We start from the raw sequence: 26,820 nt of genomic DNA, 5'->3' as shown, positions 1-26,820 counted from the left end.
TTTAATAGTTTTATACTAAAAATAGTACAGTGTTAAATCCTGTACTATTTTTTAGTATATTGCCTTTAAAATAATGTAAACCTTAAACAAATCAGCAAACATCCTCAACTATTAAACTACAACTTTCATGGCCCTCATAGAGTTCATCACTGCTATAAGTGCAACTCCTACATCACCAAAAACCGCCATCCACATATTTGCTATGCCCAGAGCCCCTAAAACTAAAATTACGGCTTTTACACCAAGTGCAAATACAATATTCTGTGATACTATATTTTTAGTTCTTCTGGCTATCTTAATGGCTATAGTTATCTTCGACGGCTCATCCGTCATGATAACCACATCTGCGGCCTCAATTGCAGCATCTGAGCCTATGCCTCCCATTGCAATTCCCACATCCGACCTTGCAAGTACCGGTGCATCATTTATTCCATCTCCAACATAGGCAAGTTTTTTGTTGCTTTCTTTTTGACGATCTATATACTCCAATTTTTCAACCTTTTGATCAGGCAGTAATTCAGTGTAAACTTCATCAATTCCCAACTCATTTGCTATTTTCTCTCCTATTATCTTATTATCACCAGTAAGCATTATTGTGTTTTTTATTCCGATGTTCTTCAAGGATCTGACTGCCGATTTCGAGTCCTCCTTTATTTCATCTGATATCAATATAAAACCTGTATAGACTTTGTCAACAGCTATATGGACAGTAGTTCCAAAATTTTCCGTCTTACTGTATTGTATTTTTTCATCATCCATAAGTCCTGAATTGCCGGCAAGTATTTCTTTTCCACCTATGATTGACCTGATTCCTTTTCCTGATATTTCAGTGTAATTTTCAATTACATCCTTATCTACATTCTTGTTATATTCCTTCAATATTGATACGGCTATAGGATGATTAGAATAGGCTTCCGCAAAAGCCGCATATTTTAGAACATCCTGATTTTCATATCCGTTAAATGATTTAATGTCCGTAACTTTAAACATTCCTTTTGTAAGAGTGCCTGTCTTGTCAAATACTACCGTATCCACATTGCTCAAGGCCTCCAGATAGTTTCCGCCCTTTACAAGAATTCCATTTTTTGAAGCTCCTCCTATCCCGCCAAAAAATCCAAGTGGTACTGATATGACAAGCGCACAAGGACAGGATACTACCAGAAATACAAGTGCCCTGTAAAGCCATTTTGAAAAACTTTCATCCTGCATAAGCATAGGTGGTATTACTGCCAGGGCTGCTGCAAAAGCAACTACTATGGGAGTATAATATCTTGCGAACTTTGTAATGAAATTTTCTGTTGGAGACTTCTTGCTGCTGGCATTCTGAACCAGATCAAGTATCTTGGCTACTGTAGATTGTCCAAATTTCTTGTTTACTTTTACAGTCAAAACCCCATTTTTATTTATATATCCTCCAAGAACTATATCCCCACATACAACTTCTCTAGGAACTGATTCACCTGTCAGAGCTGATGTATCAAGCATGGAATTTCCTTCTACTATCTCCCCATCCAGTGGAATTTTTTCTCCAGGCTTAACTATAATAAGCTCTCCTATATTTACATAATCGGGATCAACCTTTTTTATGCCATCCTCAGTTTTTAAATTTGCAAAATCAGGTTTTATGTCCATCAGATCAGCTATTGATTTTCTGGACTTGTCCACCGCCCTATCCTGAAAATATTCTCCTATCCTGTAAAATAACATAACAGCCACAGCTTCCGGAAATTCTCCAATTGAAAAAGCCCCAATGCTAGCAATACACATGAGAAAATTTTCGTCAAATACCTGACCGTTTGAAATATTCTTTCCAGCCTTAATTAAAACATCTTTTCCTATTATAATATAACTTGCAACATATAGACCAAATTCAACCCAGTATGAAAATTTAAAAATTGTGCAGACAATATAAATTGAGACAGCTATTAAAAAAATTATCTTTTCAGCTTTTGAACTTTTTTCTCCACTTCTTGGGTTTTTTAAGTCTTTCTCCGATTCGTATACAATTTTTACTTCCGGTTCTATTTTATTGACTATTGATTTTATAGTTTCTATAGTTCTTTCAATTCTGCTTTCATCATAAATTTCAAACTTGAGTTTTTTTGACAGGAAATCCAGAGAAGCTCCTTTTATTTCAGGCATATTATTAACCTTGTCCTCTATCTTTGCGGCACAATGCGCGCAGTCAAGACCTTCCAATATAAATACCCATTTTTTAAGATCTTTTTCACGATTTTGGGTATTTTTCAAGTTTACTTCAGCTGTACCATCCATAACAATCCCCCCTTAATCTATATTAGTTGTTTTATATAAACGTATGAACATATGAACATATATTATGCTATAAGTATAATCCCAGAAAGTATACTTGTCAATAACTCTGAAAAAGAATGAAGCTGCTTCAAAACCAGTTAACCGATTTTGAAACAGCCTCATACCTTCATGTACTGATTATTCTATACTTGATACTTCATAACCTGCATCTTCCACAGCCTTCTTTATAGCATCGTCTTCTATTTCACCGGAAGATTTTATAACGGCAGTCTTGCTGCCCAGATCAACTTTTGCACTTGAAACTCCATCTATGGATTCCAATGCTTCCTTGACGTGATGTACACAGTGCTGGCAGGTCATCCCTTCTACGTGCAATGTCTTTTTTATCTTATCTTTGAAAAACATGATGATATTCCTCCTATTTTTTATTATATAATTTATATTTAAATAAAGATTATCAGCCAACTAATATTTCAGGTTTATATCTTTTCAACCTGAGTGCGTTTAAAAGTACTGAAACTGAACTGAAACTCATGGCAAGAGCTGCTATCATCGGATTGAGAAGTGGTCCTCCGAATATGAAAAGTACTCCCATGGCAACCGGTATTCCCAAAGTGTTGTATCCAAATGCCCAGAAAAGATTTTCCCTTATATTCTTTATTGTCTTCTTGCTCAGGTCTATTGCAGTAACAGCATCCATGAGATCACTTTTAATAAGCACTATATCCGCCGATTCAATGGCAACATCCGTACCTGAGCCTATTGCCATACCTATATCCGCCTGTGCAAGTGCAGGAGCATCATTTATTCCATCTCCCACCATGGCAACTTTTCTGCCCTCTGCCTGAAGTTTTTTCACTTCATTTGCCTTGTCCTCAGGAAGTACCTCTGCAAGGACTCTATCAACTCCAACCTGTTTGGCTATTGCATCTGCTGTCTTTTTGTTGTCTCCTGTTATCATTGCAACTTCAATTCCCATGGAATGAAGTTTCTCTATGGCCTTTTTACTGTTCTTCTTAACTGTATCTGCAACTGCTATTATTCCCAGAAGCTTGTTGTCTGAGGCAATGTACATAGGTGTCTTTCCCTGAGATGCCAATTGATGTGATTTATTTTCCATATCATTTAAATCCACGTCGTTTTCCCTCATGAACTTTCCATTCCCTAAGATAATATTTTTACCGTCAACAGCGGATTTGATACCATGTCCAGGTACAGCATTAAATGAATCAACTTCCAGAAATTCTATTTTTCTTAGCTGTGCTTCTTTTACAATAGCCTCAGCCAGTGGATGTTCCGATGCTTTTTCACAGGAGGCAGCAATTTTGAGAAGATAGCTTTCATCCACATTTTCAGCTGCGATTATATCTGTAGCCTTCGGTTTTCCATCAGTTATCGTACCTGTTTTATCCAGCACTACCGTCTGAATTTTATGGGCAGACTCCAGTGCCACGCCACTTTTTATAAGTACGCCGTACTCTGCCCCTTTTCCAGTGCCCACCATAATGGCTGTAGGAGTAGCCAGCCCAAGGGCACAAGGGCATGCAATTACAAGTACCGATATGAATATAGTTACCGCAAATACAAATGACTCGCCGTACAGCAGCCACAAAGCAGATGATACAACTGCAAGTGTTATAACTACTGGTACAAAATAACCGGATATCATATCAGCCATCTTCTGTATGGGAGCTTTGGACTCCTGTGCTTCTTCAACAAGCTTTATTATCTGTGCCAGTACAGTGTCCTTGCCTATCTGAGTTGCTTCATATTTTATAAATCCATTTTTATTTATACTTGCACCAATCACTTTGTCACCTACAGCTTTTTCTGCCGGGATACTCTCTCCTGTAATCATGGATTCATCAATGGATGTGAATCCTTCAACTATTCTTCCATCTACAGGAATCTTTTTTCCTGGTCTGACTGCCACTGTATCTCCAACTTTTACTTCATCAATTGGTATTTCAACTTCCATTTCATTCCTGATTACTTTGGCAGTTTTAGGTGCAAGCTCCATGAGCTTCTTTATTGCCTCGGAAGTTTTACCCTTTGCTACAGCCTCAAAATATTTCCCAAGAGTTATTAAAGTAAGTATTACTCCAGCAGACTCAAAATACATGTGATACTCAATTCCGGATGCCAGTGTCCTTATTACAGAAACCGTACTGTATAAAAATGCTGCAGAAGTTCCTATTGCTATAAGTGAATCCATATTGGGTGTCCGCCTGAATAAAGATTTAAAACCTACCGAAAAATACCTGTGTCCAACTACCATTACAGGAATTACCAGGGCAAGTTGAATAAGTCCATAAACTCCAGGATGATTCATAGGATCTATGGGAGGAGGAAGCATTCCACCCATCTTTTCAATAATCATAGGTACCATAGCTATAATAAGGAGCGGTACTGCAAACACCACAGACATTATAAACCTGCTTTTAAGTCCATTTATTTCCCTCTGTTTTCTTTCCCTGTCACTATCTTCTTTTTGAGATTCTTCAAGTGCTCTGTAGCCCGACTTCTGTATGGATTTTTTTACATCTGAAATCTTTGCCTTTTGAGGATCAAATTTTATTCTTAACTTTTCAGTAGCAATGTTTACATTCGCCTCGTTTACTCCCTCGACCCTAAGTGCCGCCTTTTCTACTGCCTTTGCGCACGCTGCACATGTCATACCCTCTATTGCTAAAGTTTTATCCTCCAATTTTTGTACCTCCTTTTTACAAAATTGATCAGTCCAAAAGTTTTTTCAGTAAATTCATTATTTCATCGACTTTTTCTTCTCCCTTGTTGTTTAAAAAGGCATCTTTTACGCAGTTATCAAGGTGCTGCCTGAGTATCATTAAATTTGCCCTTTTTAAAAGTGCTTGTGCGGCTATTATCTGGTTTGATATATCTATGCAGTATCTCCCTTCTTCTATCATTTTGATGATTCCATCAATCTGACCCTTTGACGTTTTCAATGCCTGTATTGCTTTCTTTTTATCTTCGTTCATACAGCAATCCATAATAACCCCCTCACCCCTGCGGGGTGGTTTTTATTTAAAATATAAAATTCAAACATATGAATGGTCTGTTTGAATCAATAATGATAATCAGTACTATATCAAGTATCTATAGTATAACACTTATTTCAAACTTTTCAAAGCATTTTTTGACTTATTTATCTATAGATATATATTTCTGTCTTTAATTTTATATAATCTTTTACTATATCTATATCTTTATCTGACATAGCAATACATCCATAAGTCCAGTCAGACTGCGTACCTCCTCCATGAATTCCGATTTCGCCTCCAAGAGGTGTATGCCAAGGAGGTGTTCTGCCTTCATCAATTGCCATCTTGATTTTATTGTAGGTAATTTCATCTATGACATTTTTGTTCAATCCATTTTGGGCATCCTCTATATTTGGATAGCTTATTCCGAAAAAATATTTATATTTGCTGTTTGCATTTATATAACATACATAATAGCTTCCCTCAGGAGTCCTGTTGTCTCCTTCTCTTTCCTTTGCCCCGCTGACCTGTCTTCCAAGACTTATCTTAAATCTTCCAACCAATTTATTGTCACCATACAGCTCCAGGATTCTTTTTTCCTTGAATATCTTTACAGACGTATCCTTTGGATCATAAGCCGGTTTGATAAAGAATATTTTATTGTTGTACTGATTATTTGAATTCACGGAAACCTTACTTTTATCCTGGCTGTTTCTGACATAGCTTTTTATTGACAATCCTGAAATCAGTGTAATCAGTATTATTCCAAATACCAAAAATAAAAATGGATAAACTCCGTCCCTTTTTTTCACTTCATCACCCGTTCTCTATTTAAAAAAATATTTGATTCCGTTTATAATACCCTGACTGTTTTTATAGCTGTTATAATCCCTGGAGTATTCATTGACCTTTTCATTGTAGATTTTCAGTTTTTCATTGCGCTGTTTCAATTTATTATTGTATTCAATGATCCTGGCATTTAATTTGTCTCTGTCATCTGAAGAATTATCAATATCCTTTTTCAAAGTTGAAATCTGCTTGTTTATTTTCATTATATCATTCTCCAGTTCATGTATCTGTTTTCTATTCTGGTCTATCACAGATTCCATGTCCTGTATATTTTTTAAATGCTGCGATGAATTCTTTATTTGGATATCAACTAAATCGGCAAGAGTGACAATAGAAAATATAACAACTATAACTGCCAATTCAATTATAATACTTTTTATTCTTTTCATAAACAACCTTCCATAAAATATACAAGAGCTTTGCTGTCATTTTAACATTTTAACCAGTATTTGTCTAATTTAGATTATTATGCAGCAATTGGATTGTTTTACGCACATCTTCTATATAAATCTGTCCGGGTGCAGAAGCTTTTTTTACAGCTGCAAATGTAATATCCGACCCGAAGATCTCACCTGACAATCTGGTTATAACACCTTTCCCACCCATTGACATGGTTACAACAGGCGCCCTGGCATATTTTTCTTTTACAATTTGTGAAGCATCCAGCAAATTAATTATATCTCTAGTACAATTTGGCATTACTGCAATTTTAATAATATCTCCACCAAGCTTCTGTTCTCTGCAAAGACGATATATTATCTCCTCTTTTGACGGTGTTTTTTTTAAATCATGATTGGAAATAATAACAAATACAGAATTCATATGGGCTGTATGAATTAACTTTCTTATATCATCTTCGTCATTAAAAAGCTCGATATCAATAATATCTACGAGTCCTGTTCGAATAATTTTTTCGTTAAGCTCCACATAAAATTCTTTACTTGCTTCTATCTGTCCGCCTTCATCTATACTCCGAAATGTAAAAATCATAGGTATCTCAGGAAGTATATCTCTAATTTTGCGGAGTGTACCTTCCACTTCGTTTATTTTCTTTACACTCTCAAAAAAATCCACCCGCCACTCAATGATATCAAAATCAATACTTTTTAGAAGTTCTGCTTCATTCATGAGTTCATTCACACTTTTTCCTACCATGGGTACACAGATTTTAGGCATACCTTCTCCTATTATTGTATTCCTGACATTGATGATTTTATTCATTAATATCACCTGCCCTGTTAAAAATCATGATTATAGCATCAACTGTCTCATCAATACTTCCTGTATTATTTACCTTAAAATCGCAGTATTTTTTATAGATGTCATATCTTTCCCTGTAAATTTTTTTTAATGCATCAACACCATCTTTTAAAAGAGGTCTGCTCTCTATATTCACATCACCTATTATATTTTGAATAGGTCTATCTATAAAAATTATAACCCCTTTTTTCTTTAAATTAATTATATTGACAAAATTTTTTATAATACCTCCACCAGTTGATATTATAATGTTGTCTTCGGCACTGACTTCTTCTGCTGCACGTGACTCAAGCAGTCTAAAATAATTTTCTCCCTTCTCAAAAATTTCTGTAACTGGACATCCTTCTTTGTTTTCAATATATTCATCCAGATCCACAAATTTTTTATTGAGTTTGAGGGATATTTTACTGCCAATCAAGGTTTTACCACTGCCCGGCATACCTATAAGCACTATATTTTTGCCTGTGTTCTCCATAAAAATCCCCCTATATATCCAGCTTTCCAAATTCATCATACACTCGATCTACAATTTCCAAAGATATGTCCATATCATGCCAGATTCTCTGTGACGCTGCATTCTGTGCTATCAGCATATATAGGCCATTTACTGTCTTCAATCCCATCTCTTTTCCATTTTTGAGAAACAAAGTATTTTCAGGATTGTATATCAAATCAACAGCAGCACCGAATCTACCGAGAATTTCGTTGTCCACAGGACAGTTGTTTACATTCGGATACATTCCACAGGGTGTACAATTTATTATAATATCGCTGTCTTTTATATTTTTGAGTTCATCGTAGGATATGATTTCAAATCCACGTCCTATATTCTTTGCTGGATTCCTGCTTACATATACTATGTCCGCAGCACCATTGTCCAGAATATATCTTTCAACAGCCCTGGAAGCTCCTCCAATTCCAAGTATAACCACATTTTTGCCCTTGACACCTATTCCATACTTTTTCAAGGTCATTCCAAAACCATAATAGTCGGTATTATAACCTCTCAATGTATCATTGCAGAACTTTATGGTATTTACTGCACCTATATTCTCAGCTTCCTCCGATATTTCATCCAGATATTTCATGACCTCAACCTTGTAGGGTATAGTCACGTTGCTTCCCCTGCATCCCAAAACCTTCAATCCTTCTAAAGCCTTTTCTATATTTGGCCTTTCAACTTCAAACAGGTTGTAATTTCCTTCCAAGCCTATTTTTTTAAGCACCATGCTGTTTATCAAAGGAGAAAAACTGTGTCCCAGCTTTTCTCCTATCAATCCGTAAAAACCATTCATACCAATTCCGCCTTTCATTTATAATGATATTATACACTGTTCCAGAATCCACTGAGTACACTTTTGACGCAGCCTGTAGAATTTACAATATTATTGGGATACCACTCCTTCGGAAACAGGCTTTTGTACTCTCTTGTAAGAAATCTGTTGTCTATCAGGAATATAACTCCTCTGTCCTCTTCAGTTCTTATTACCCTTCCTGCAGCCTGTAGCACCTTGTTCATTCCCGGATACATATAGGCATATTCATATCCAAGTCCATTTTTTCTGTTGAAATACTTCATTATTATATTTCTTTCAAAACATATCCCCGGAACTCCAACCCCCACAATTATAGTTCCTATAAGTCTGTCTTTCTTAAGGTCAATTCCCTCGGAAAATATTCCACCAAGCACTGCAAAAGCTACAAAAGATTCTCCATTTTTTTCAGTAAAATTCATGAGGAATTCATCCCTTTCATCTTCATCCATGCCCGATTTTTGAATTACAGTTCCTACATCCGGATATTCATCTGTAAATAATTCATATACTTTTTCCATATAGCAATATGATGGAAAGAATACCATATAGTTCCCGACTTTCATGGATATCATTTCATTTATATACCTTACAATGGGAAGATAACTTTTTCCCCTTTTTCTATAAACCGTACTCACATTATTTGCTATCAGGATTGTTCTGTTCTGTATATCAAAAGGTGAAGGAATAGTTATATTGTAATCACCATCCCTTCCGCCAAGCATTTCCTTGAAATATCCAATGGGTGACAGTGTAGCTGAGAAAAGTATTGCGGCACGTGCTCCTTCCATCCTTTCATCTAAAAGTGAAGCCGAGTCAAGACACAATACCTTTATTTTTATATCCGTGGGCATATTTTCCATATATGTAACAAAACTCGAATTATAGCTCTCACCTATTTTTATAAAAGAATTTACAGCAAAATAAAGTTCCAGGATCTGTTCATACCCTTCACTTTCAGGATGCTGAACTATCCATTTTTCAATTCTCTGCAAAAAATCTTTCAACATGAAATATAATTCAACAAGTTTATCCTTTTGAACATATATATCCTCAAAACCCTTTTTTAATTTGAGCATATAGGAATTTATCTTATTTAACGCCTTCAAGCTTTTAATGTCACCCTTGATGAACTTTTTTATATCCAGAAATGGTTTTTTATGAATCTCCGCGGAGAACATCTCCCTTGATCTATCCACAAGATTATGTGCCTCGTCGATCAGCAGTATATAATTGCTTGCACTGTCATCAAAAAATCTTCTGAGATAAACTTCCGGGTCAAATGCATAATTGTAGTCGCATATTATACAGTCGCAGAACAATGCCAGATCCAGGGAAAATTCAAAGGGACAAACCTTAAAGTTCCTGGAATATTCTATTATTTTATCTCTTGTTATCAAATCTGCCCTGTTTATGATATCAAATATAGCTTCATTTACTCTATCATAATGCCCTTTTGCGAATTCACATTTTTCCGGATTACAGGTCACTTCATCTTTAAAACACATTTTTTCCTTTGCCGTAAGCGTAAGTGTTTTCAATTTCAGCCCATTTTCAGTCAATATCCTGATTGTATTCTCTGCTGCAGTCCTCGTAATGGTTTTTGCAGTCAAATAAAATATTCTGGACACAATTTCCTGTCCCATAGCTTTTATTGAAGGGAAAAGTACGGAAATTGTCTTTCCCGTGCCGGTAGGTGCCTTTGCAAACAATCTTCTTCCATCCCTTATGGTTCCGTATACTGCAACCGCCAGATCTCTCTGCCCCTTCCTGTATCCTCCAAATGGAAATTTGAGTTTTTCAATTGAAGAATTTTTCATTTCATTCCATTTGTTCTTAAATTCCGCCCATTTATAATACCTTTCCAGAACATCCTCAAAGAAACCCTTTAATTCACCTATACGAAACTCTTTTTTAATAAATTTGACTTTATTGTCATCTATATTGTAGTAGGTCAGCTGAATGTATATGTCTTCCAAGTTGTTCTGAATGGAATATATGTACCCATAACATTTGGCCTGAGCAAAATGCAGAGGATTATAATTTTCATCTATAGTATCCAGAGGTATTGCAACTGTTTTTATTTCATCTATGATAGTACAGTCATCCTGCACTATTACGCCGTCCGCACGACCTTCTATGAAAAATTTAAAGCTCCGGTATTGTATTTTATATTTCAACAATACTTCAGAATCATACTGCTGTATGCCGTCCTTCTCCTTCATTCTGCTTTTGTATTGTTTCTGCAGTTCCTGATGCACCCTTGTACCTTCAACAGCTCTTGCACTGCTTGTAAATCTATTGTCCAGATCCCCGTACCTGAATACAAACTCCACAAGATTTCTTACAGATATTTTTATCTCATTTTCATTGCAGGCCATAAAATCAACTCTTTCAACGTTATACTCATAAAGTTATGCTTAAAACTTATTATATCATAAATAGACTTTTCCCAAATAAACCATCACATAAAAAAAGTTCACAGTATAGTAATATTTTCATCATGATTTTGTAATATAAAAGCAGGAAAATATGCATAAGTATCAACATTAAGAGAGGGGGATAAATCAAAATGAAAAGTATTTTAAAAAAGCTTCAGATACTGGTTCTGGCACTATTTATGGCATTGGGAGGAATATCTGGATCTGTAATTGCAGCGGAACAATCCAGCAGTACTGCCGATAATAACTATATACTGTCAAATTATCATTCCCGGCATATAGGTCAGTCAGTTCACCAAAATCAGTCCAATAGTACCATAAATACCGTGAATCTTCCCGCCAACGCCGAAAAATCAGGTAACTGGGCTGGATATATAGTCACACCTGCTTCTCAAAGTGATGCCTATACAAGTGTTTCTGGAAATTGGACAGTCCCTAATATTTCAGCCAATCAACAAAATGCTTTAGCTGCACAGTGGATAGGCCTGGGAGGAGTAAATTCTGAAGATCTTCTTCAAATGGGAACTATCGAAGAAATAGAAGATGGACAACCTGTTGCAAATGTATTTTGGGAAAAGCTTCCGGATGCCTCTCAGAATATAATGAGCATACCAATCGGTTCCACTATCAGCGTCACCATATCCAAGACCTCGGATTCTACATGGAATTTGACCTTTACTGCAACTACACCTGAAGGAGAAACAATTGGCAAAACCATATCCACCACCCTTGATTCTTCCTATGAACAGGGGATTGGCACATCGGCAGAGTGGATAAGTGAAGATCCATCAAATCAATACAACCAGCTGCTGCCTCTGGCAAATACGGATACGGTAAAGTACCAATCGGCCAAAGCCAATGGAAATTCGCTGAATGATTCCAGCAATGAAGTCCATCCCGTTGCCATGGTATCAGGAAACGGAAACATCGCAATATATCCTTCTGAAATAGGAACAGACGGCGAATCATTTACAGCAACTACCAATTCAACCAGTACCGGCAATATCAGCAGCATACCAAATTTCAGACACAGACCAGGCAGTTTTCCGGGGCATATTTCAGTATATCCCGGTGGATATACTCATCCCGGACAACGTGCAGCAGTCGGCTATTAGTTGAAAAAATAAGAAAGTGCAGATTTGTGTAAAATACCAAATCTGCACTTATATTATTTTATGGAATATAATTTAAAAAAATAGTATAATTGTATTAAACTATTTTTTAATACAAACGATAATATAATTATATTATAAACAGGAGGTAAGTCATGAACAGATCTAAAAAGCTGGTGTTTTCATTCTTTATTTCGGCATCTCTCATGAGTATCAATCCTCTAGTGTACAATAATGTCCAAGCTGCTGGAATTATACCAAACACTCAAAGCAGTGCATATACAAGTGAAGGAAATATTTTTGCAAAATGTGGATATACTGGTCAGTGTACCTGGTTTACATATGGAAGGGTTATTGAGAAACTTGGCATTACATTACCTTCGGAATTCTATGGGAATGCTATTGACTGGTGGTATGCCAATGCAAGAGATGGAGTATATTCCTACGGAACCGAGCCACAGGCAAATTCAATTGCAGTATGGAGCGGAGGTTCAAAGGGTTATGGACATGTTGGTTTTGTAGAGCAGGTTGAAGGAAATACTGTATACCTCAATGAAGGTAATTTCAACGTCAGAGGTGCTTATGATGGAAGCGTAAAAGCCATGTCAAAGGCTCAGATGCAGGATAGGGGCAATTTATTCTTAAAAGGATACATATACGTTGGATCAGGCAGTTCATCCTCTTCCAATACTTCTACGCCTATTGTCCAGGCAACTTCAAAATCGGGAATCGTAAATGTATCTAACTCATTGAATGTAAGAAGCGGGGCAGGCACTTCTTTCGGAGTAATCGGGAGTTTAAAATCTGGACAATCTGTTCAAATCGTTGGAATAGTAGGAAATTGGTATAAAATCAAGTTCAATTCCACTTATGGATATGTGAGCGCCGATTATATAAAGATCGGGAATGCTCTCAGTCCATCAGTTGGACAGGGTTCTGGAAGCAGCACCACAGCATCCTCAAAAATCGGGTATGTAAAATTGAGCAATGCTTCTTCAGTATTGAACTTGAGGAATTCGCCTAATGGCTCCATTATAGGTGTTCTTTCAAACGCCACCAAATTGAACATAATAGGTACAAGCAGTGGCTGGTACGAAGTCAGCGTAAATGGTAAAACCGGCTATGTTTCATCAAGTTATGTGTCTGCTTCACAGGCAGCTGCAGCTTCAAGCGGCAGTTCAAGCTCGGAAAAGTCAGGCAAGGTAACTTTGAAAGATCCTTCTTCATCATTAAATTTAAGGCTCAGTCCCTGGACGGGTCGTGTAATTTCTTCGCTGTCAAATGGAACTAATGTAACCATTCTTGGTACAAGTGGATTATGGTACAAAGTATCTGTAGGATCAACTACTGGATATGTCCACTCAGATTATATAAAATTACTATAAAAAATTATAGCAATAAGAAAAGACAAACCTAGGTTTGTCTTTTCTTATTCATTGATTTTATTCTTGATTTTAACGGCAAGCTTATTAAGAAGCTCATCCTTATTCAAACCATCCTCCGGAAAGGTAACCGATTCACTCACAAGATGATATTGAGAATAATTGGAATCCTGGCTTTTAATATTATCGTATAAAACTTCTATATTGCTTATTCTGTATTTTGCCATATTCGTATTGCACTTCGGAAGAACTGCAATAAATGTGGAAAGTCCGTATTTTTCAAATAAATCCGGGGTTTTAAAAAATTGTTTCAGCTTTTCGTAGAGAATATCCATTAAAACTAGATAGCTGTCCTTAACTTCTATTTTTTCATCTGTCTTTTTCACATTCAGTTTAACCAAACTTGACATCATAACTGACAATCTGGTATTTTCAATCTTGGCTCTTTCTATCTGTCTTGTGATATACTGCTGAAAATTCAAATATTTTATTTCGCCACAATCACTGTTGGTATCAAAGGCTTTAACAAGTTTTCTTATTCTTTCAGTCAGTACCTTGTTATTGAAGGGCTTTAAAATATATTCGGAAGTACCTTCTTTTATGCATTTTATAAATGCATCTCTTGTATTCAGTTTGGTAAGTACCATAACGGGAATATTCAATTCCCTGGCCTTAATTTTTTTAAGTACCTCAAATCCATCCTCGCTGCCAAGTCCCACTTCCAATATTATAAGACTTATATCATCTTTATTGTCGGACAACTTGTTGAAAAAATCGAAGGAATTATTTGACTCACACACATCCAGTCCCATATTTTCCAACGTATCTCTGATCCTGTACCTTATATACGCCATATCATCCAATATTATAACTTTACTCATGTCAACTCATCCTATATTAATAATTTTTGTAACAGCTTAAATACCCTTGTTAATTATCGAACAATTTTTATCATTATTGATATATATTTTAATTACATTGACAATAAAGTTTTATAATGTTTAAAGCATACCCCCGTCTACAGTTATTACCTGTCCCGTTATATATCTGGAGGATTCGCTGCATAAAAAAGCTACAACGCTTCCTATATCATCGGTTTTCCCAAATCTGCCTGCCGGTATTTCATCTATTAGATCCTGTTTTTCCTGATTGCCGAGCCAGCCGTTCATACGTGTATCAATTACACCAGGTGCCACGGCATTTATTCTTATATTTGACAGGGCCATTTCTTTTGCAATTGATTTTGTAAATGAATTTACAGCACCTTTAGCTGCTGAATAGACAGCTTCACAGGAAGCTCCAGCATTGCCCCATATAGAAGATATATTCACTATATTCCCATTTTTTTTCGGGATCATGTACTTCAATGCACAGTGCGTGCAATTGAGTACTCCTTTAAGATCGACATCTATTATTTTATTCCACTGTTCTTCCACCATATCTACAAAAACTCCTATATCGGATACTCCTGCATTATTTACAAGTATATCAATCCTGCCCATGTATTCGACTGTACGGTCCATCAATTTTCTGGCATCTTCATACATACTTATATCACTTTGGACCACTAAACCTGTGCTTCCGTATTTCTTTATTTCACTCAATGTTTGCTCTGCTTCGCTTCTGCTGCTTTTATAATTTACGACCACATTTGCACCACATCTCGCCAGATTGACTGCTATAGATTTTCCTATGCCTCTGGATGCCCCTGTTACTACTGCTACTTTACCGCCTAAATTCTCCAATTGAGTTCACTCCTTAGTGATTCCATAGTAAATAATTCATCATAAATTATACACTAAATTGCCAATATGTTTAAACAGTGGTAAAAGAAAATTAATTGCATATTTTATATAATTGTGGTATTATAATAAATATAAAAGATAATAATTATTAAACAATATATTTTATTGGAGGGATTTATATGGAATTAAAATTTCAGGGAAAACCTGTAAAACTATCTGGAAATATTATTAAAGTAGGTGATACCGTACCTGACTTCACCATAATAGATAATAATCTGGATCCTATATCATTGAAGGACACAAATGGCGTCAGAATTTTTTTAACAGTTCCATCCATAGACACTCCCGTTTGTGATTTGGAAACCAGGACTTTCAATGAAAAAAGTTCTCAGATACCTGGTGTTACAGTATATACGATATCCATGGACTTGCCTTTTGCACAGAAACGTTGGTGCGCAGCAAATGGAATAAAAAATGTACTTACAGCATCAGATTACAAGGATAGAAGTTTCGGCAAGAACTTTGGAACTTATATTGTGGATCTTGGACTCCTGGCGAGAGCTGCTTTTGTAGTTGACAGCAGCAATAAAGTAACATATGTGAATTATATTCCCGAGGTAACGGATTATCCAGATTACGATGAAATCCTGAAAGCTGCCAGAGAAGCAAAATAGAAAGAGGAAAGCTGCTTGAATACTGCAGCTTTTTTTATTTGCTTTGATTTTAACAATATGCTATAATTTTTCTTATAATTTTAATATCGGATGAAGATAATTGAATTTATAAAGACTATTATCTGACGTACCTCTGGAGAGACTCTATTTGGAGCGCCGAAGGGGAAAACTAGCAATTGTTTCTAGTGAAACTCTCAGGTAAAAGGACAGGGATTCTATTGGGATGAATTTTAATTCCCATTCAAATTTGATTTCCCGGAGACTAGTCATTTAGTCTCTTTTATTTTTCTTCAAATGATATATCAATATGAAAAGGGAGCGGTAAAAATGAAGGCTTTTATAACTGTACTTGGGAAGGATAAGGTTGGAATAATACATGAAATAACATCAATACTATCTGAAAACAGCATAAACATTCTGGACATAAACCAGACTTTGATAAAGGGTTACTTCACAATGATAATGCTTGTAGACATATCCAATATGAAGGTAAACTTCAATTCATTAAAAGATATCCTTACACAAAAAGCTGATGAAATCAAAGTTTCAATTAAAATACAGCGTGAAGATATATTCACATCCATGCACGAAATATAATATCATTTACAATATTAAATATAGAGGGTGTTTTAATGATTAATTTTAAGAATATAATGGAAACAATAAATATGATCGAGCGGGAAAATCTTGACATCAGGACAATCACCATGGGCATATCACTTCTGGACTGCATAGACAGCGATGGTACAAAATGCAGGACCAAAATATATGACAAAATAACCAAATATGCTGAAAATCTAGTCAAGACTGCAAATGACATAGAAACAGAATATGGCATACCAATAATACATAAAAGAGTGTCTGTTACACCTATTTCACTTATTGCCCAGGCAAGTTCGGATTCCGATTACGTAGAATTTGCAAAAACCCTTGATAAAGCTACCCATACTCTTGGAATAGATTTTATCGGTGGTTTTTCATCCCTTGTACATAAAGGCTATTCAAAGGGTGACAGAATTCTTATAGATTCAATACCAGAAGCTCTCGCTGTGACTGAGAAGGTATGCTCATCTGTAAATGTAGGAAGTACGAAATCCGGCATAAACATGGATGCAGTAAAACATATGGGAAGCATAGTAAAAAAGGCTGCCTATCTAACAAGGGAAAATGAAAGTATAGGATGTGCCAAGCTTGTAATATTTGCGAATGCAGTGGAAGACAATCCTTTTATGGCAGGTGCCTTCCACGGTGTAGGTGAAGCTGAAGCAATAATCAACGTAGGCGTGAGTGGACCTGGCGTTGTCAAATGTGCCCTTGAAGAAATAAAAGGTGAAAGCTTCAACGTAGTTGCCGAAACTATAAAGAAAACCGCATTTAAAATAACCAGAATGGGTCAGCTGGTAGCGCAGGAAGCTTCAAGCAGATTGAATGTACCCTTCGGGATAGTGGATTTATCCCTTGCACCGACACCTGCCGTAGGTGACAGTGTAGCAAGAGTTCTTGAAGAAATAGGCCTTGAAAGCTGTGGATGTCCGGGAACAACCGCTGCACTTGCCCTTTTAAATGATGCTGTTAAAAAGGGAGGTATAATGGCAGCTTCCCAGGTCGGCGGTCTAAGCGGCGCTTTTATACCTGTAAGCGAGGATGAGGGAATGATAAGTGCTGTAAATACAGGTTCATTGAATCTGGAAAAACTGGAAGCCATGACCTGTGTATGTTCTGTAGGTCTTGACATGATAGGAATTCCTGGAGATACACCGGAAGCCACTATATCCGGTATAATTGCAGATGAAGCTGCTATCGGAATGATAAACAACAAGACAACTGCCGTAAGGGTTATTCCTGTGTATGGAAAATCCGTTGGTGATGAAGCCAATTTTGGCGGGCTTCTCGGCAAGGCCCCTATAATGCCTGTAAGTAGATTCTCCAGTCAGGCCTTTATAAATAGAGGAGGCAGAATTCCTGCTCCAATTCACAGTTTTAAAAATTAGCTTGTTGAAAGCTGCAGTAAAATCCAGTGTATTTTTCTGCAGTTTTTTTAATTTTTGTCCTTATAATACAAAATATTGATATAAAATGTATTTAGATGTATATATAACACACGATAATATAAGTACTTGCTATATATTTCTAATTTAGTTATTTACGGGGTGAAGCATATGCCATTAAAAAAGAAAGTATTAAGAATTGACGAGTTGAGACCTGGAATGGTATCTGCTGGCGATATTATTTACCAAAACAAGATACTGCTGGCCAAGGACATTTCCATCACAAAATCCATAATAGATAGATTGAAACAAAACTACATTGTAAATAATGTAGATGTTTATGTTGAATACAATTCCGAACCTTTAATCGTCAATACAGAAACAGTGCAGGAACTTCAAGACACCTTCAATGAATTGTCTTCTAATTTAAAAGATGTATTCTATAAAGTATCCAATCTTAGAGTTCCTGAAATAGAAGATATAAGACAATTCACAGAAAAAATACAGGAAGAGTTCAGTTCAACTGGAATTGTTGTCAGGAATATAGTATTTTATGGAAGTGGAAACGATACTATCTATAGACACAGCATCAATGTAGCAGCTATAAGCAGTATACTTGGAAGATGGATAGGCCTTGATGATAAAGAAATAAATCTACTGACTTATTCTGCAATACTACATGATTTTGGTAAAGTCAAACTAGATAAACATATATTGGCTGAAGAATACAATTTTGGCTCTGAGGGATACAAAATATTCAAGACACATCCTACTATAGGATACAATCTTGTCAAAAAAATTCCGTACTTGAGCAATTCTATAGCTTATGGAATACTGATGCATCATGAAAGAATGGATGGATCTGGATATCCTCTTGGCATAAAAGAGGATAAAATACATAAATTTGCCAGAATAATAGCTATTGCCGACTTATTCGATGAAGCAAACTCTGAAAATTACTATAAAAGTATCGCCGGCCCTTTTGAAGCCTTAAAGGTACTGCAGAATGAAAGTCTCGGAAAATTGGATTGTAAATACACAACTACATTTTTAAATCATATAATAGACTATTATATTGGTGAAAATGTTATTCTGAATAATAATCAGACCTACAAAATACTTCAAATAAATATCAACGATTTGACAAATCCACTGCTATTTAATGAAAATGGTTTCCTTGATCTGCGAAAAGAAAAGAACCTTTATATCAAAAGCCTGGTTATTTGAACCATAATATACAACTTTAGTATTTCAGAAATGTAATGGTGAATGTACTTCCTTTTCCTAGAATACTGTTTGCAACAATAATCCCGTTGTGGGATTCTACTATGGATTTTGCCAGTGCCAGACCTATTCCTATTGATTCTTTGTCTTTGGAATTCCTGGCTCTGTAAAATCTCTTGAATATATTTGGCAGATCAGCTTCTGGTATACCTTCACCATTATCGGATATTGCAATCCGTCTATATATTGGATTTTCCATAATAGTTATATTTATAATTCCATCTTCTCTCACATGTTCGATGCAATTCTTCAGAACATTCATAAGCGCCTCACAAATCCACTCCCTGTCATGGGAAAAAATGACTTCATTTTTTTGATTAACATTGACTTTCACTCCCGTATTTTCTATCTTCTCATCAAGAGCTTCAAGTGAATACATTACAGTTTCATTTAGGCTCTGCAGCTCCATATTGAACTGAATTGCCCCGGCATCAAGTCTTGCAAGTCTCAATAAACTTTTAATAAGCCAATTCATTCTGTACATTTGATTTCTGCTGTTGAGCAAAAAAACATCCGACTGTTCTTTTGAAACATGTTTATTCAAAAGAATATCATTGTAGACTATCATTGAGGAAAGAGGTGTTTTTAGCTGGTGGGATATATCTGAAAGCAGATTGACTAGAAAAGTCTTCTCCTTTTTTAATTCATCGAAATTATTTCTTATTATTTCCCTCATTGAATTAAACGAGGTTGAAAGCTTTGAAAAATCACCTTCTCTATCTTCTGGCATTGATATATCATAATCACCCTGCAGTATTTTTTTCGCACCGATATTGAATCTTCTTATTCTCTCATAAAAATATCCATGGTGAATATAATTAAGCACAAACAGCACAGCTGTTACAGTAAATATTTGAATGAATACAAAAAATTTATATTTTGCATAGGTTTTATTGATATATGGGAAAAGTCCATTTTCCAAATCTTCAGTGATACCATACTGTTCTAGCATGAGCATTCCAGATTGTTCATCTTTATCATCTACTCCCTTTACAATAGCAGGCATTATTTCTTTTATGATTTCCGGGTTACTTTTACTCACTTCGGCAACAACAGTTCCAAAAGTCTTTATATAATCTCTTCTTAAACTGTCATAATACATTTTTACAGTTAAAAGCATACCAGTAAAAAATATAAGATTTAAAAGTAAAATAATTGCGGAACTTTTTTTAAGCTCCGGATTAATAAAATATCTTTTCATATGAAATTACTCCTTAATGACATGTTTACTCCACATGTACCCAAATCCTCTTTGAGTTACTATATATTCCGGCTCCTTGGGATTATCTTCTATCTTTTCCCTGATTCTTCTTATATAAACTGAAAGAGTATTTTCATCAAAAAACACCTCTTCACCTTCAATCAGTTTATTCAATATTTCTTTTCTTTTCATGACAACCCCAGGGTTGTTCAGAAATATCAACAAGAGCCTGTATTCCTGTGCTGTAAGTATAATTTTTTTGCCGTGCTTGACTATGGAAGCATTGGAAGTATCTGCAGCTATATCTCCACTTTTAAATTTATCTTCTGCCGGTGCACTTTTATAATTCCGCCTCAAGATTACCTTTATTCTCGACAAGAATTCTTTTACTCCAAATGGTTTTGTTATATAATCATCTCCACCTATCTCAAGTCCAAGAACTATATTTACCTCTTCATCAAGAGCAGTTAGAAATATTATAGGTATATCACTTTTGTTCCTTATATACTTGCACAAATCATATCCACTTCCATCCGGCAGGTTTATATCCAGAATAACAAGGTGAAATTTATAATTTTCCAATATTCTCTTTGAATCTTCAACTGTTGAAACTGTAAGAACCTCATATCCTTCGTCCTTCAAAGTGAACTCTATTCCCACTGCAAGAGCACTGTCATCTTCAACCAAAAGCAGTTTGTACATTACTTTCACCCCTGGATTTTTTCTATATTTATTTATAGTTTAGCATTGCAATGTACGTTTATCAACATTGCTTCAACAAAATTACAAACAGTGCACAATCCAACATAAATTGTGGATCATACACTGTAAATTGCTAATAATCTTCTCTTATTGTATCAATCAGATTTTCCCTGTTTATTCTGGAAAGAGGTGAAAGCACGGAAAGATATCCTATGGCCACAGCTGCAGCAGCTGCAATGGCTATTCCGCTCCAGGGAATCTGCCAGCTGAATTCTCTAACACTCACCGTTCCCCTGTACATCATATAGGAAAGACCGCAGGCTATTATAGCGCCGTATATGCTTCCAATAACCGCATATAGGAAGCCTTCCAGCACTATCATCTTCTTCAGTCCCTTTTGGGTAAGACCTATTGCCTTTAAAATGGCAAATTCCCTTCTCCTCAGTATTATATTTGTTGTGAGAGTGTTTATGATGTTCACGCTTCCTATCAGTGACACCACCACTACAAATCCATATACCAGTATTTCAATCATTAAAATCACCGATCTGGTACTTCTGTTTTTATCAAGGTAATTTATCACACTCAGTGATGGATCTGACTTTATAATATTTTCTATCTGGTCTTTTGCACTGTTTTCATTTTTAACATCTTTGATGGCAATATTCAGTGCCACTGGCCTTATGTCATTTATTCCCGTAAGTTTCTCTGCCACTTCCCCGGTAGTTATAAGCTTGAGTCCATTCTGTCCATACAAATCAAAAGGTTCATCTTTTAGAACTGCCAACACTTTTACTTTTTTGATATCACCGCCGTTTTTGGCTGCTTCTCTATAACTATTTGTAATATTTCCATCGTCTATTGAAGTAGTCCTCGTCTCTCCGCTGTATTTAAGTTCTATCTCATCCCCTGCTTTTATATTCGCCACCGGACCGACATAGCTTTTCTTTTCCCTTTTATTGTACACCACATTCTTGTTTACCAGAATAACACCATTTTCCCCATTTAATTTATCCACGTCTATACTTCCGGACTGCAGATACTTTTTCGAAGCCTCAAGGGCATTTTCATCGTATACAGTGACAACTCCATTCATGGGTATCTTTTTTTCACCTTTCACCTCCGCGGCTTTGCCGTATATTCCATCTATAGATTTTACCGCCTCTATTTCCCTGCTTCCATCTATAAATTGGACAAAATTGTACTCATTGTACATTTTGTATATTTTACTTACCGAATTCAAGCCATCTATATCTTCTATTATCTTATCCTTTATAAAACTGTTCTTTCCATTTGACTGAAGTGAAAAGTGTATGTTCTTGGACTCGTTGACACTACCTGATAAATTCAAGGTCATATCCATAAAGGATTTGAAGGTTACAAAAAGCACTACGCTTATTGCTATGGAAAATACAGTTATCCTGTATCTCTTCCTGTTCCTCTTTATATTTTTGTAGGCCATATTTCCTTCAAATTTAAACAGCCTGTTTACAATCATGTTTTTCCTTCTTTTTATTTTTTCCTTTACAATGGCTGTTCTTCCGCTTATGGCAGACAGTGGAGAAATTCTCCCTGCAAAAAGTGCTGGCAGCAGCGCAGATATATATATGGCTGCTATTGAAACCGCAGCACTTATAAGCATGACTTCAGGTGATATGGATACTTTTATCGCCACAGAAACCATATCTTTACCAATTATCCTGAATATAAAATTTATGGCGAAAATAGCTATGATACCACAGAGGATTCCCAGTGGCACACCTATGAGTGAAAGTACCGATGCCTCCCTGAGTACTATTTTCCTTATCTGTGCCGGAGTGGCGCCTATTGCCCTCAGGAGACCGAACTGTCTCATTCTCTCCACTACACTTATCTGAAAAGAATTGTATATTACCGCAATTGCTGCGACAAGCACTATTCCTACCACAATTGCCACTGTAGAATATAGCCCGGACAATCCTGATTTGCCGTCTCCTCCACCTTGTATATCTATGAGGGGAGAATTATTTACAACAGAAGCAGCAGTTCTACCGCCAGCCTTTACTGTTTTGCTTTTTGGCAGACCATCCAGCTCTGAAACTGCCCTTTTCAAATTTGTCTTTGGACTTATCTCCGCGAGCAGTACTGATTTATGTCTGTCAATATTGTTGTCCCTGGATAAAAAAATACCTGTCTTATTAACTTGACTGCTTACATTGTCCTGGAGTATTCCAGCCAGGGTATACTCCCTGCCATTTAATTTTATCCTGTCACCTAATTTTGCATCTTTTTTCACATACCTGAGCACCCAGTTTTCCACAGCTGCCTCATGGTCATTTTGTGGAAATCTCCCTGTCTTTATCTTATAGGGAAGAAGTTCCAGAGCGCTGTCCGAAGCTGTAACAGAGCTCACACTTACCTCCTCATTTATCTTTATATTCTCACCCTGCTGATAAAAACCACTGCGTGAAACCTTGGGATTTCCGGTGACTTTTGCAGCAAGCTCTTTATCTGGAGCTGTATAGGAAACATGCCAGGAGCCATACTTACTCTTTACACTTTCAATTTCAGCATTCTGCATGCTCACGATAAAAAAACCTATTGTGCATATGAGTGCAGCAGACAGTACTATCCCTATAATAGTGAGTATGCTTCTCTTTTTATTTGAGCTGAGATATTTTCCTGTAAGTTTCCTGTAAGTTGTAATCATATTAATCACCTCCTTCTTTATCTAGTCATTTTGCAGATGTTTATCCGAAATTATATGTCCATCTTCAATGGTAAATACCCTGTCCGCCATAGACGCTATGTTTATATCATGGGTAATCAGTACAAGGGTTTGATTGTATTTTTTAGCTGTATATTTCAAAAGTTCAATTACCTCTTTGGAATTCTTGCTGTCAAGATTTCCCGTGGGTTCATCTGCAAGAACTATGGAAGGTTTGTTCAAAAGAGCTCTTCCAATAGACACTCTCTGCTGCTGACCTCCCGACAGTTCTGATGGAAGATGGTTTTTTCTTTCCTCAAGCCCCAGCAATTTTATGATTTCGCCCAGATACTCTCCATCCACCCTGTCATTGTCAAGAAGTGCCGGAAGTGATATATTTTCTTCTACATCCAGAACAGGTATCAGATTGAAGAATTGAAACACAAATCCTATTTTTCTCCGTCTGAATACAGCAAGTCTGTTCTCCTTGTAATCATAAATATTTTCTCCTTCAATTATCACTTTGCCTGCAGTAGGTCTGTCAAGGCCTCCAAGAAGATGCAGAAGCGTGCTCTTGCCTGAACCTGAAGCACCTACAATTGCTGCAAATTCTCCCTTGTTTACGGATAAATTTATGTTTTTCAATGCTTCTACCTTGTTTTCACCTTTCCCATATACCTTAGTTAAGTTTTCCACCTTCAATATCTCCATTTTATACTTTCCCTCCTATCTATCTAAATTATAGGTGAATTTCATCTTCAGCTCCATGTCTGCTGCCTTACAAAATAAAATGCCGTCTTACAATTTTGTAACTTTGCAAGGTCTATAATAAATGCTAAAGTGCCAATTATTGTATTGATTTTTTAATATATTATTGATAAAATAAGTCATAACTATATAAAACGTTAATATAAATAGATTTTATGTAACATATTAATAACTTATAGCCATTTATATTACAAAGTTATATAAAAATAAGGAGATGCATGACCATGAAAAAATTTTTAAAATGCAGTATTTCTATCGTTTTTGCAACAATTTTCTTATTATCTGGATGTAGTAACAATTCGACTTCACAAAAAACAGAGGAGAAAAAAATACAGACAAAAATTGTTACTGATACTGCAGGTGAAAAGGTAGAGGTACCCGTAAATGTAAAAAGAGTGGCGGATGCCTGGCAGGCCCATAATGCAATTGTAGCAATGCTTGGAGGAGGAGATAAAATTGTTGCAACTGTTCTAACACAAAAAATGGCACCATGGCTATATAAGGTAAATCCTCAAATGAATAATGCAACAACAACATTTAACAAAGACAGCACCCCAAATACAGAAGCACTTATGAAGACAAAACCCGATGTTGTATTTATACCTGTAAATGAAAAAAATGCAAATAAAATGTCACAATTGGGCATTCCAGCTGTACAATTAAATTTTACTGATTTCAACGGTTTAAAAAAATGTGTTGATCTTACAGGAGAAGTTCTAGGTGACAGTGCAAAAAAGAGAGCAGAAAAATATAATTCATATTTGGACGGCAAACTTAACATGATAAACAGCATAACATCCAAACTACCAGAAGATAAAAAGCCTAAGGTTCTCCACATAACCTCAATATCACCACTTATTGTAGATGGCAGTGATACAATAATTGACAATTGGATAAAGGTGTCCGGTGGAGTGAATGCAGCTAAGGACATAAAAGGGAATAATAAAAAAATATCTATGGAACAAATATTAAAATGGAATCCTGATGTCATTATATTAGGTAGTAATACTTTAATGAAGGTAAACAGCGGTAAAAAAGTTATGGACAATTTAATAAAGGATCCTGTACTGCAGAAAACAAGTGCGGTAAAATCTAAAAGGATATACTTTAATCCATTTGGTGCTTTTTACTGGGATAGATACAGTGCAGAGGAAGCATTACAGGTACAATGGGCTGCAAAGACTCTATATCCAGATAAGTTTTCAAATATAGATATAATTAAAGAAACCAGATACTTTTACAAGACATTTTTCGATTATGATCTTTCAAATGAAGAAGCTAACAAAATTATCAACGACGAACCCCCTGCTGAGTAAACTGCAAATTTTTGATAAAGGGATGAAATATATGAATTTACAAAAAGAAATCAATGATTATTGGTCAAAACGTGCCGATGAATTCAGTTCATGTCGTATTAAAGATCTGGAAGGATTTCAGCGTAAAATTTGGACAGATATAATCAGTGAAGCAATTTCAGATGGTAGTGGACTTCGTGCATTGGATGTAGGAACAGGTGCTGGTTTTTATTCATTTTTATTGTGTGATCTTGGCTTTGAAGTAACAGGAATAGATTATTCCCGGAACATGATTAATAATGCAGTAGCTAATTCAAAAAATCTTGGTTACAACAATATAAAATTTATTGAAATGGATGCTCAAAATCTACAATTTGAAGATGAGAGTTTTGATTTTATAATATCAAGAAATGTTACATGGACATTGCCAGACCCTAAAAGGGCTTATGAAGAATGGTGCCGTGTTCTTGCTCCTGGAGGTAAAATAATGAACTTCGATGCCAATTACGGACATGATTTCAATCTAGCAGAAAAATCTGGTGAAAACTACATGGAAATGCAAAACTGGTGTTGCAGTTCATACAATCGCAGACTGCAAAGTGAAGAGTTAATTCGTCAGCGCAATAATTTCGCAGCAAAACTCTATATATGTAATTTTACAAGACCACAATGGGATGTGGACATACTTATAAAAAATGGTATCAATAAAATAACTATCAACACAGACATCAGCAAGCGGGTATATGCTGATACACAAAAAATTCCTAAGCTCCTCAAAGGCAATAAAAAATATGGATCGGATTCAACAATGTTTATGGTATATGCCATTAAAGAATAATTAAAA

23 protein-coding genes, 1 pseudogene and 1 riboswitch are annotated in these 26,820 nt (G+C 35.9%); of the genes and pseudogenes, 8 read left to right on the top strand and 16 right to left on the bottom strand.

Going from position 1 to position 26,820, the window contains the following annotated elements; genetic code table 11:
• Positions 1 to 111: 111 nt before the first annotated feature.
• The 10 genes and pseudogenes from LKE46_RS02285 to LKE46_RS02240 form a co-directional block, all read right to left on the bottom strand.
• Positions 112 to 2,274 (bottom strand): heavy metal translocating P-type ATPase, encoded by a 2,163-nt coding sequence (locus LKE46_RS02285; RefSeq protein ID WP_291718053.1) that lies wholly within the window; start codon positions 2,272 to 2,274, stop codon positions 112 to 114.
• 177 nt (positions 2,275 to 2,451) lie between these two features.
• The gene (locus LKE46_RS02280) at positions 2,452 to 2,679 is read right to left on the bottom strand and encodes a heavy-metal-associated domain-containing protein (RefSeq protein WP_291718051.1); all 228 of its coding nucleotides are present in this window, start codon (positions 2,677 to 2,679) and stop codon (positions 2,452 to 2,454) included.
• Between the two features lie 52 nt (positions 2,680 to 2,731).
• A pseudogene (locus LKE46_RS02275) lies at positions 2,732 to 4,990 on the bottom strand (heavy metal translocating P-type ATPase); the annotation flags it as partial.
• Between the two features lie 19 nt (positions 4,991 to 5,009).
• Positions 5,010 to 5,273: a metal-sensing transcriptional repressor gene (locus tag LKE46_RS02270; RefSeq protein ID WP_291725519.1), complete on the bottom strand. Its 264-nt coding sequence runs from the start codon at positions 5,271 to 5,273 to the stop codon at positions 5,010 to 5,012.
• A 167-nt stretch (positions 5,274 to 5,440) separates the two neighbouring features.
• Positions 5,441 to 6,088, bottom strand: a complete 648-nt coding sequence (locus tag LKE46_RS02265) for a L,D-transpeptidase family protein (protein ID WP_291718048.1) — start codon at positions 6,086 to 6,088, stop codon at positions 5,441 to 5,443.
• Between the two features lie 15 nt (positions 6,089 to 6,103).
• The gene (locus tag LKE46_RS02260; protein ID WP_291718046.1) at positions 6,104 to 6,514 is read right to left on the bottom strand and encodes a coiled-coil domain-containing protein; all 411 of its coding nucleotides are present in this window, start codon (positions 6,512 to 6,514) and stop codon (positions 6,104 to 6,106) included.
• Between the two features lie 64 nt (positions 6,515 to 6,578).
• On the bottom strand, positions 6,579 to 7,346 hold the full coding sequence (aroD, locus tag LKE46_RS02255) for a type I 3-dehydroquinate dehydratase (RefSeq protein ID WP_291718044.1): 768 nt from the start codon (positions 7,344 to 7,346) through the stop codon (positions 6,579 to 6,581).
• The gene (locus tag LKE46_RS02250; RefSeq protein WP_291718042.1) at positions 7,339 to 7,860 is read right to left on the bottom strand and encodes a shikimate kinase; all 522 of its coding nucleotides are present in this window, start codon (positions 7,858 to 7,860) and stop codon (positions 7,339 to 7,341) included. Before LKE46_RS02250 ends, aroD begins: the two co-directional genes overlap by 8 nt.
• 10 nt (positions 7,861 to 7,870) lie before the next feature.
• Complete coding sequence (aroE, locus tag LKE46_RS02245) at positions 7,871 to 8,680, bottom strand: shikimate dehydrogenase (RefSeq protein WP_291718040.1); 810 nt, start codon at positions 8,678 to 8,680, stop codon at positions 7,871 to 7,873.
• 29 nt (positions 8,681 to 8,709) lie between these two features.
• Positions 8,710 to 11,079, bottom strand: a complete 2,370-nt coding sequence (locus LKE46_RS02240) for an ATP-dependent DNA helicase (RefSeq protein WP_291718038.1) — start codon at positions 11,077 to 11,079, stop codon at positions 8,710 to 8,712.
• Positions 11,080 to 11,270: 191 nt separating this feature from the next.
• Here LKE46_RS02240 and LKE46_RS02235 point away from each other — a divergent pair, with 191 nt between their 5' ends.
• Both LKE46_RS02235 and LKE46_RS02230 read left to right on the top strand, forming a co-directional pair.
• Positions 11,271 to 12,254 (top strand): G1 family glutamic endopeptidase, encoded by a 984-nt coding sequence (locus LKE46_RS02235; RefSeq protein WP_291718036.1) that lies wholly within the window; start codon positions 11,271 to 11,273, stop codon positions 12,252 to 12,254.
• Between the two features lie 152 nt (positions 12,255 to 12,406).
• Entirely contained in the window at positions 12,407 to 13,636 is a 1,230-nt protein-coding gene (locus LKE46_RS02230; protein ID WP_291718034.1) for an SH3 domain-containing protein, read from the top strand.
• Positions 13,637 to 13,680: 44 nt separating this feature from the next.
• On the opposite strand, the gene LKE46_RS02225 is transcribed toward LKE46_RS02230, so the two are convergent.
• Together LKE46_RS02225 and ymfI are read right to left on the bottom strand one after the other, a co-directional pair.
• Positions 13,681 to 14,514, bottom strand: a complete 834-nt coding sequence (locus LKE46_RS02225) for a response regulator (protein WP_291718032.1) — start codon at positions 14,512 to 14,514, stop codon at positions 13,681 to 13,683.
• Positions 14,515 to 14,634: 120 nt separating this feature from the next.
• Positions 14,635 to 15,378, bottom strand: coding sequence for an elongation factor P 5-aminopentanone reductase (ymfI, locus tag LKE46_RS02220; protein WP_291718030.1), 744 nt, complete (start codon positions 15,376 to 15,378; stop codon positions 14,635 to 14,637).
• Positions 15,379 to 15,557: 179 nt separating this feature from the next.
• Between ymfI and tpx the strand changes: the two genes are divergently transcribed.
• The 4 genes from tpx (at position 15,558) to LKE46_RS02200 (ending at position 19,267) form a co-directional block, all read left to right on the top strand.
• Positions 15,558 to 16,052 carry a thiol peroxidase gene (tpx, locus tag LKE46_RS02215; protein WP_291718028.1) on the top strand — a complete coding sequence of 165 codons (495 nt, stop codon included), beginning with the start codon at positions 15,558 to 15,560 and terminating at the stop codon, positions 16,050 to 16,052.
• Positions 16,053 to 16,175: 123 nt separating this feature from the next.
• Positions 16,176 to 16,272: riboswitch (glycine riboswitch) on the top strand.
• Positions 16,273 to 16,379: 107 nt separating this feature from the next.
• On the top strand, positions 16,380 to 16,649 hold the full coding sequence (locus tag LKE46_RS02210) for an ACT domain-containing protein (RefSeq protein ID WP_291718026.1): 270 nt from the start codon (positions 16,380 to 16,382) through the stop codon (positions 16,647 to 16,649).
• Between the two features lie 35 nt (positions 16,650 to 16,684).
• Positions 16,685 to 18,043 (top strand): PFL family protein, encoded by a 1,359-nt coding sequence (locus LKE46_RS02205; RefSeq protein WP_291718024.1) that lies wholly within the window; start codon positions 16,685 to 16,687, stop codon positions 18,041 to 18,043.
• 168 nt (positions 18,044 to 18,211) lie between these two features.
• On the top strand, positions 18,212 to 19,267 hold the full coding sequence (locus LKE46_RS02200; protein ID WP_291718022.1) for an HD-GYP domain-containing protein: 1,056 nt from the start codon (positions 18,212 to 18,214) through the stop codon (positions 19,265 to 19,267).
• A 16-nt stretch (positions 19,268 to 19,283) separates the two neighbouring features.
• On the opposite strand, the gene LKE46_RS02195 is transcribed toward LKE46_RS02200, so the two are convergent.
• The 4 genes from LKE46_RS02195 to LKE46_RS02180 form a co-directional block, all read right to left on the bottom strand.
• Positions 19,284 to 20,525 (bottom strand): HAMP domain-containing sensor histidine kinase, encoded by a 1,242-nt coding sequence (locus tag LKE46_RS02195; protein ID WP_291718020.1) that lies wholly within the window; start codon positions 20,523 to 20,525, stop codon positions 19,284 to 19,286.
• A 6-nt stretch (positions 20,526 to 20,531) separates the two neighbouring features.
• Positions 20,532 to 21,227: a response regulator transcription factor gene (locus tag LKE46_RS02190; RefSeq protein ID WP_291718019.1), complete on the bottom strand. Its 696-nt coding sequence runs from the start codon at positions 21,225 to 21,227 to the stop codon at positions 20,532 to 20,534.
• Positions 21,228 to 21,360: 133 nt separating this feature from the next.
• Positions 21,361 to 23,916 (bottom strand): ABC transporter permease, encoded by a 2,556-nt coding sequence (locus LKE46_RS02185; RefSeq protein WP_291718016.1) that lies wholly within the window; start codon positions 23,914 to 23,916, stop codon positions 21,361 to 21,363.
• 21 nt (positions 23,917 to 23,937) lie between these two features.
• Entirely contained in the window at positions 23,938 to 24,624 is a 687-nt protein-coding gene (locus LKE46_RS02180; RefSeq protein ID WP_291718013.1) for an ABC transporter ATP-binding protein, read from the bottom strand.
• 281 nt (positions 24,625 to 24,905) lie between these two features.
• On the opposite strand from LKE46_RS02180, the gene LKE46_RS02175 reads away from it, so the two are divergent.
• Entirely contained in the window at positions 24,906 to 25,997 is a 1,092-nt protein-coding gene (locus tag LKE46_RS02175; protein WP_291718011.1) for an ABC transporter substrate-binding protein, read from the top strand.
• A gap of 31 nt (positions 25,998 to 26,028) precedes the next feature.
• The gene (locus tag LKE46_RS02170) at positions 26,029 to 26,814 is read left to right on the top strand and encodes a class I SAM-dependent methyltransferase (RefSeq protein WP_291718009.1); all 786 of its coding nucleotides are present in this window, start codon (positions 26,029 to 26,031) and stop codon (positions 26,812 to 26,814) included.
• Positions 26,815 to 26,820 lie beyond the last annotated feature (6 nt).

This window comes from Clostridium sp., assembly GCF_022482905.1.
GTDB lineage: Bacteria > Bacillota > Clostridia > Clostridiales > Clostridiaceae > Clostridium_B.
Note: the sequence above shows the minus strand (reverse complement) of the source record. Positions and strands in the feature narration are given on the sequence as shown.

What these genes read in the sequence shown, in the direction of transcription:
- LKE46_RS02240 (WP_291718038.1), bottom strand. Translation starts at nt 11,079, where the DNA reads ATGGCCTGCAATGAAAATGAGATAAAAATATCTGTAAGAAATCTTGTG.
- LKE46_RS02225 (WP_291718032.1), bottom strand. Translation starts at nt 14,514, where the DNA reads ATGAGTAAAGTTATAATATTGGATGATATGGCGTATATAAGGTACAGG.
- aroD (WP_291718044.1), bottom strand. Translation starts at nt 7,346, where the DNA reads ATGAATAAAATCATCAATGTCAGGAATACAATAATAGGAGAAGGTATG.
- LKE46_RS02285 (WP_291718053.1), bottom strand. Translation starts at nt 2,274, where the DNA reads ATGGATGGTACAGCTGAAGTAAACTTGAAAAATACCCAAAATCGTGAA.
- LKE46_RS02175 (WP_291718011.1), top strand. Translation starts at nt 24,906, where the DNA reads ATGAAAAAATTTTTAAAATGCAGTATTTCTATCGTTTTTGCAACAATT.
- LKE46_RS02260 (WP_291718046.1), bottom strand. Translation starts at nt 6,514, where the DNA reads ATGAAAAGAATAAAAAGTATTATAATTGAATTGGCAGTTATAGTTGTT.
- LKE46_RS02190 (WP_291718019.1), bottom strand. Translation starts at nt 21,227, where the DNA reads ATGTACAAACTGCTTTTGGTTGAAGATGACAGTGCTCTTGCAGTGGGA.
- LKE46_RS02185 (WP_291718016.1), bottom strand. Translation starts at nt 23,916, where the DNA reads ATGATTACAACTTACAGGAAACTTACAGGAAAATATCTCAGCTCAAAT.
- LKE46_RS02195 (WP_291718020.1), bottom strand. Translation starts at nt 20,525, where the DNA reads ATGAAAAGATATTTTATTAATCCGGAGCTTAAAAAAAGTTCCGCAATT.
- LKE46_RS02235 (WP_291718036.1), top strand. Translation starts at nt 11,271, where the DNA reads ATGAAAAGTATTTTAAAAAAGCTTCAGATACTGGTTCTGGCACTATTT.
- LKE46_RS02230 (WP_291718034.1), top strand. Translation starts at nt 12,407, where the DNA reads ATGAACAGATCTAAAAAGCTGGTGTTTTCATTCTTTATTTCGGCATCT.
- LKE46_RS02205 (WP_291718024.1), top strand. Translation starts at nt 16,685, where the DNA reads ATGATTAATTTTAAGAATATAATGGAAACAATAAATATGATCGAGCGG.
- LKE46_RS02180 (WP_291718013.1), bottom strand. Translation starts at nt 24,624, where the DNA reads ATGGAGATATTGAAGGTGGAAAACTTAACTAAGGTATATGGGAAAGGT.
- LKE46_RS02200 (WP_291718022.1), top strand. Translation starts at nt 18,212, where the DNA reads ATGCCATTAAAAAAGAAAGTATTAAGAATTGACGAGTTGAGACCTGGA.
- LKE46_RS02280 (WP_291718051.1), bottom strand. Translation starts at nt 2,679, where the DNA reads ATGTTTTTCAAAGATAAGATAAAAAAGACATTGCACGTAGAAGGGATG.
- LKE46_RS02250 (WP_291718042.1), bottom strand. Translation starts at nt 7,860, where the DNA reads ATGGAGAACACAGGCAAAAATATAGTGCTTATAGGTATGCCGGGCAGT.
- aroE (WP_291718040.1), bottom strand. Translation starts at nt 8,680, where the DNA reads ATGAATGGTTTTTACGGATTGATAGGAGAAAAGCTGGGACACAGTTTT.
- LKE46_RS02210 (WP_291718026.1), top strand. Translation starts at nt 16,380, where the DNA reads ATGAAGGCTTTTATAACTGTACTTGGGAAGGATAAGGTTGGAATAATA.
- tpx (WP_291718028.1), top strand. Translation starts at nt 15,558, where the DNA reads ATGGAATTAAAATTTCAGGGAAAACCTGTAAAACTATCTGGAAATATT.
- LKE46_RS02170 (WP_291718009.1), top strand. Translation starts at nt 26,029, where the DNA reads ATGAATTTACAAAAAGAAATCAATGATTATTGGTCAAAACGTGCCGAT.
- LKE46_RS02270 (WP_291725519.1), bottom strand. Translation starts at nt 5,273, where the DNA reads ATGAACGAAGATAAAAAGAAAGCAATACAGGCATTGAAAACGTCAAAG.